Origin of the sequence: Intestinibacillus massiliensis, from assembly GCF_900155735.1 — a bacterium.
GTDB lineage: Bacteria > Bacillota > Clostridia > Oscillospirales > Butyricicoccaceae > Intestinibacillus > Intestinibacillus massiliensis.
The window spans coordinates 33,934-39,948 of record NZ_LT707056.1 but is presented as its reverse complement, the minus strand read 5'-3'; the positions used below and the strand labels follow the sequence as shown (position 1 = coordinate 39,948).

Genomic DNA, 6,015 nt, shown 5'->3' with positions numbered 1-6,015 from the left:
ACGGGCAGCAGCACGACGGGCACGCCGCCGAGCAGGATCGTGTCCCCGTCGCCCACGGCGGCCACGCCGCCCACCGGCCTGCCGTTCACCTGCGTGCCGCCGGTCGAGCCCAGCTCGTGCAGCGTCCAGGAGCCGTCGTCCGCGCGGGTCAGCGCGGCGTGGCTGCGGGAGATCGAGGGGTAATTGAGGGTCACGTCCGCCGCGCCGGCGCGGCCGATGATGTTTTCCCAGTGGGTGAGCGGCACCCGCTCGCCGTTGGGCAGGGCGAGGTACGCCCAGATTTCAGGCTCGTGCCGCACGCGCAGCAGCGAACGGATGGCGGACGCCAGGATCGCGATGGCGAGCAGCGGGAAGGCGAAGCGGGTCACCGCGGTGAACCACTGCCCGACCAGCGGGTATTCCGCGAGCAGGCCGGTAAGCCCGTCCATGGCGGGCTGCAAGGCCTCGGTAAAAAGCATTTTTGTGGTCTCCTTTCAGGGAGGGGATGGAAGCGGCACGGGCGCCGCCCGGGGCTGCTGGGGCGCTGCATGTGGCCGTATGCGGCTATTATATCACAATTGCCCGCGCGGGGCGTGAAAATTTGGATAAATTTAAGAAACAGCGGCGGCGCAAAAAAAGGGGGGCGGCCGGAGCCGTCCCCCTTTCCTGGCGGGTTACATGGGCGTCTTGCGGAAGGTCGCGGGCGAGACCCCGACCTTGTCGGTAAACGACGCGATGAAGTTGACCTCGCTGTGGTAGCCGACCCGGTAGGCGATCTCCTTGACGGACAGCTTGGTGCCGTGCAGCAGCGCCTTTGCCTCGTCGATGCGGTGCAGCACGATGTATTCGTGCGGGGAAAAGCCGGTGTGGCTGCGGAACTGGCGCGAAAAGTGCGAAGGGCTGAGGTTGACCGCGGCCGCCACGCGCTCGACCGAAAGCTCCTCGAACAGGTGCTCCCCGATAAAGCGCATGGCCTGGGCGGTCGGGCTGTCCGCGTCCGCCGCGTCCGCCGCGTGCTGCGGGAACAGCAGGTTGCACAGGATCTGGTAGATGCGCTGGGAATACGCAACCTCCGGGATGGACGCGCCGCCCTTGAGCCCGGAGACGATCTGCGCCAGTTCCCGCTCGACCCGGCTGTCTGAGGGGGGGTAGAATACGTGCCGCCCGCCGTGGAAGGCGATGATCTGCTCGTAAAAGTCGGCGGCGTTCGCGCCGTCGAAGTGGATCCAGATGGTTTCCGCGCCCTGCGGGGTGTAGTAGCGGTGCGGGCGGCGGCAGTCGATCAGCGCAAGCTGCCCCTGCTCGGCGGTAAATTTGTCGCCGTCCGCGATAAAATGCATGAACCCTGCGCGCAGGTAGATGAGGAAAAAGTTCTTGTGGCTCTCCAGCTGGCTGATGTCGCAGGTATCCTTAAAATCATAATGCTCGTCACAGTAATAGTGCCCGCAGCGGGTCACGTAAAAAAACAAACGGCGCGCGATTGCGGAGGGGGTCGAGAAAAAACGCTCGGACTGGGACAGCACCCCGGCTTCGTGCAGGACTTTCATGGCGCGCGTCTCCTTCCTTTGTGCAAAATGGATTGTTGGCACCCTAATAATAGCATAAAATATGAATGGATTGCACTATTTTTTTATTGTAATATAGAAAAAATTTAAGTAAGATAAAGGCGATAGGAAAAGGAAGTTCCAAGACACCCTTCCGACACCCCGTGGGCCGGCTACTATTCGCTCAGGCCGGCCCACCTTTCTCACCAGTGGATAAGTGCCCTGCACGGGTTGGCAGGGCACTTTTTCTAAGGAAAATTAGTGTATACAACCCAAAGGGAGTACAACCAAAAGGATAGGGGGAAATTGCCGTGACCGGCGTCATTAAAGAGAAGGCATTCTACAAAAGCTTTATGATCCTGACATTGTCCATCGCGCTGCAAAACCTGCTGACCTATAGCGTCAACCTCGCGGATAACGTGATGCTGGGCGCTTATAGCGAAACGGCGCTGTCGGGTTCCGCGCTCTGCAACCAGATCCAGTTCCTGCTGCAGATGCTCGTCGTGGGCGCGGGCGAGGGCGCGGTCGTCCTGGGTTCGCAGTATTGGGGGAAACGCAACCTGCAGCCCATCCCGCACATCATCGGCGTGGCGCTGCGCTTCGGCGGCGCGCTGGCCGTCGTGCTGTTCGCGATCGTATTTTTCATGCCCGGCCAGGTGCTCGGCCTGCTGACGAACGACCAGGCCGTCATCGCGGAGGGCGTCAAGTACCTGCAGATCATCTGCTTTACGTACATCATCTTCACCGTGACCAACATCCTGGTCGCCTCGCTCCGTTCGATCGGCGTCGTCAAGATCGGGTACGTCATCTCGTTCTCCACGCTGTGCATCAACATCTGCCTGAACTCGCTCCTGATCTACGGCAGGCTCGGCCTCCCGCGCCTGGGCATCCGCGGCGCGGCGATCGCGACGCTGGTCTCGCGCTGCGTGGAGCTGGTCATCGTTATATTTTACCTCAAGTACAAGGAGCATAACCTCAACCTGACCCTGGGCAAGCTCATACATATCGATACCTCCTATATTAAGGACTACCGCAAGGTATCGCTTCCCGTGCTCATGAACCAGGCGCAGTGGGGGCTGGCGCAGATGGTGCAGACCGGCATCCTCGGCCACCTCGGCGCGGCGGCGATCGCGGCGAACTCCATCGCGACCATCGTGTTCCAGATCATTTCCGTCGTGGCCTACGGCGCGGCTTCGGCCTCGGGCATCGTGGTTGGCCGCACGATCGGCGAGGGCGGGGAGCACAAGCTCCACTCCCTGGTCAAGACGCTGCAGATCATCTTCATCACGCTCGGCGTGCTGACGGGGCTTGTCATCTTCCTCGCGCGCAAGCCGGTGCTCATGATGTACAACATCTCGCCGGAGGCGCACGCGCTCGCATTGCAGTTCATGCTGGTGCTCGCCATCACCACGGTGGGCACGGCCTACCAGATGGCGTGCGACACCGGCATCATCCGCGGCGGCGGCGACACCTCGTTCAGCATGAAGATGAACTTCATCAGCATGTGGTTCATCATCGTGCCGCTGTCCGCGATCGCGGCGTTCGCGCTGCACTGGCCGCCCGTGGTGGTGTTCTTCCTGCTCAAGTGGGACCAGCTTTACAAGGCGATCCCGGTCGTCATCCGGCTGCGCAGCTGGAAATGGGTCAAGAAGGTCACCCGCCTCGATACCGAAACGGCCTGAAGCCCCTATATCACAAAAAACGCCCCTGCCGCGGGTAAAGCGGCAGGGGCGTTTTTATGATTGTGCGCCGCCGGGCAGCCCGTCCCGGCTGTTTTCCCAGCTTTGCCGGTATTTGACGGGCGACATGCCGACGAGCTTGCTGAATACCGTGCTGAAATAGTTCGGGTTGTCGTAGCCGACCATGGCCGCGACCTCGGTGACGCTGTGGCTGGTGAAGGTCAGCAGGCTCTGCGCCTCGCCGATGCGGCGGCGGGTGATATACTGGATCGGGGAGTAGCCCGTGACCGCCTTGAAGATATGGGAGGCGTAGTAGGGGTTGATATAAAAGACGTCCGCAATGCCGCTCAGCGTGAGCGGTTCGGCGTAATTACGGTCGATATAGGCCTTGATCGAGCCGACCAGCTCATGCTCCTTGCCGCACAGCCGCTCCTCGCCGCTGCCCAGGAGCTGGCGGAGCAGCAGCAGGATCGCGCGCAGCGCCGCGTTGCAGAAATCCTCGCAAAGCTCCCTCCCATCCTCCATCTGGCGGTAGACCATGCGGAACAGCGCGGCTGCCTCGGCCATGTGCTCCCCGGTGCTGACCACGGCCGCCGCGTCCGGCGGGATCAGGTGGTTTTCCGGCAGGCCGTCGATCTGCAGGCCGGTGAAGCCCAGGCAGATCAGCCCCTCGACCGAATCGGGCAGGGAGCTGTCGTCGTGCACGACGCCGGCGTTAAAAATCAGGATGTCGCCCTCGCGCACGGTATAGCTGCGGCTGCCGATGAAATGCGTGCCGCTGCCCTTGTAGACATAGGCAATTTCGATCAGGTGCGCGTGGCTGTGCAGCGGCAATGCCATTTTGGAGTAGGCGGTCTCCACGTCGCTGACGAAAACGAGCTGGGGCGCCTGTGCTCCGTCAAAGCAATTTTGTGTATCGTTCTTAAACATAAAAAGCGGCATAAACGTCCCCTCAGGCTGGAAAGTTTGTAGATTACAAGTATTTTACTTATTTCAGTATAGCATACCCGCTGCCCGTGTCAATTGATATAGGCGATTTCCACAAAGGTAACAAAACAGCAAAATATAAAAAATGAATATAAAAGCCGTAGATATGTCCTGCTGCAGGCAAGGGCGGAATTTCCAGCCATATACCGCAAGATAGTGACAATATTTTTTGAAAAACGGATGCATATGGTTAATTGCGGTAAAATATATGGACAAATCACGGATTTCTGCAAATAAATGCATAAAAACAATTGTGTACATTTCACATTAAATGCATGCATGAATACGCGCCCTCAAATTTTTTGAAGATGGATGCGCGGCGTAAAAAGCGGAAATGGAAAATCAGAATATGATCAAATAGCAAAAAAATTGAGGTAACAAAAATTATGCATCTATTTTGTACAGAATTACGGCACTTTTGGGGCTGCCGTCCTGGACAAATGCGCAAAAATTTCGTGGCGGCAGCCGCTTGCGGACAAGTATAATAGATGCAACGGATCAGCGCCTGTGCAATCCGCACAAAAAGCGCAAGAATCTGGAAAGCTAACGCGAAGAAGAGGAGAGATTTTTATGAAGAAGAAACTCTTGGCACTGGGCCTTGCCGGCATGATGATGCTCGGCGCACTGGCTGGCTGCGGCGGCGGCGACGCGGCGACCGGCGATGCAAACGGCGACGCGGCGCAGGCCGGCGATGCTGCGGGCGGCGATAACGGCGGCAAGCTCAAGATTGCCATGTCCATTGCGCAGCGCGACCAGTACCTGACCAACATGGAAAAGGCCATGACCCCGTACGCGGAGTCCAAGGGCGTAGAATTCAAGGTATTTGACGCAAACGGCGACATTTCCGCACAGATCGGCCAGGTGCAGACCGCTTCTGCCGACAAGTACGACGCGACGATCGTCGTCCTGGTTAACAACGACGCGGCGGCCGAGGTGCTGCAGGCGGCGGGCGACATGCCGGTTGCATTCGTCAACAGAATGCCCACCGACGTTTCCATCCTGGACGGCAAGAAGGCGACCTACGTCGGCTCCAACGAGCTGGATTCCGGCAAGATGCAGGCTGAGTACCTCGCAGAGTACTTCAAGGAAAAGAACATCACCGCCCCCAAGATCGTACTGTTCCAGGGCCCCCTCGGCCAGGATTCCGTTGTAAAGCGCACCCAGTCCTTCAAGCAGGGCCTGGAAGACGCAGGCCTGACCGCGGAGTACGTTTATGAAGACACCGCTGAGTGGGACCGCGCCAAGGCGATGGACAAGTTCACCCAGTTCCTCGGCTCCGGTAAGGAATTTGACGCGGTCGTCTGCAACAACGACGACATGGCGCTCGGCTGCATCGAGGCGTACACCGCTTCCGGCACCACCGAGATCCCGGTACCGATCGTAGGTATCGACGCGACCGAGACCGGCTGCGAGGCCATCAAGGCCGGCACCATGGCGTTCACCGTATTCCAGAACCCGAAGGCACAGGGCGAGGGCGCGATCGACGCGGCCATGAGCATGGCCAAGGGCGAGGACGTTGCGAACATCGAAGACGGCGTCGTCTGGATCCCGTTCGAGCCGGTTAGCGCCGACAACGTTGCGGATTACATGGGCTAATTCATCCTGCCATTGCAAATATCCCCTCTGGAAAGTGGGACGGCCATCGGCCGTCCCACTTTTTTTGCGCCCGGCGCGCCGGGGAAGCATCCCGAAATATACGCCGTTTGGACACAAAAACTTCACAGGCGCAGGGTATCCTTGAACCAATTGGAACACCGTTTGGAGAGAAAGGAAATCAGAGCCATGAACTTGCCGTTCAAACCGAAAAAGCAAGGCGGGGCGGGCGC

Annotated in this window: 5 protein-coding genes; 2 read left to right on the top strand and 3 right to left on the bottom strand. The window is 59.2% G+C overall.

The annotated features are described in order from the left end of the window. On the bottom strand, positions 1-458 hold a 458-nt coding region (locus tag CZ203_RS05400; protein ID WP_143436145.1), incomplete at its 3' end, for an FHA domain-containing protein. Between the two features lie 195 nt (positions 459-653). Further along, positions 654-1,526, bottom strand: a complete 873-nt coding sequence (locus tag CZ203_RS05395) for an AraC family transcriptional regulator (protein WP_087065136.1) — start codon at positions 1,524-1,526, stop codon at positions 654-656. Between the two features lie 308 nt (positions 1,527-1,834). On the opposite strand from CZ203_RS05395, the gene CZ203_RS05390 reads away from it, so the two are divergent. Continuing rightward, positions 1,835-3,205: an MATE family efflux transporter gene (locus CZ203_RS05390; RefSeq protein WP_087065135.1), complete on the top strand. Its 1,371-nt coding sequence runs from the start codon at positions 1,835-1,837 to the stop codon at positions 3,203-3,205. A 54-nt stretch (positions 3,206-3,259) separates the two neighbouring features. Here the strand turns inward: CZ203_RS05390 and CZ203_RS05385 are convergent, their stop codons facing one another. Next, positions 3,260-4,144 (bottom strand): helix-turn-helix transcriptional regulator, encoded by an 885-nt coding sequence (locus tag CZ203_RS05385; protein ID WP_087065134.1) that lies wholly within the window; start codon positions 4,142-4,144, stop codon positions 3,260-3,262. Between the two features lie 615 nt (positions 4,145-4,759). Here CZ203_RS05385 and CZ203_RS05380 point away from each other — a divergent pair. Then, the gene (locus CZ203_RS05380) at positions 4,760-5,785 is read left to right on the top strand and encodes a substrate-binding domain-containing protein (RefSeq protein WP_087065133.1); all 1,026 of its coding nucleotides are present in this window, start codon (positions 4,760-4,762) and stop codon (positions 5,783-5,785) included. Positions 5,786-6,015 lie beyond the last annotated feature (230 nt).

Bases quoted from the DNA above. Each gene is read 5' to 3' on its own strand.
- CZ203_RS05395 (WP_087065136.1), bottom strand. From the start codon at position 1,526: ATGAAAGTCCTGCACGAAGCCGGGGTGCTGTCCCAGTCCGAGCGTTTT.
- CZ203_RS05380 (WP_087065133.1), top strand. From the start codon at position 4,760: ATGAAGAAGAAACTCTTGGCACTGGGCCTTGCCGGCATGATGATGCTC.
- CZ203_RS05385 (WP_087065134.1), bottom strand. From the start codon at position 4,144: ATGCCGCTTTTTATGTTTAAGAACGATACACAAAATTGCTTTGACGGA.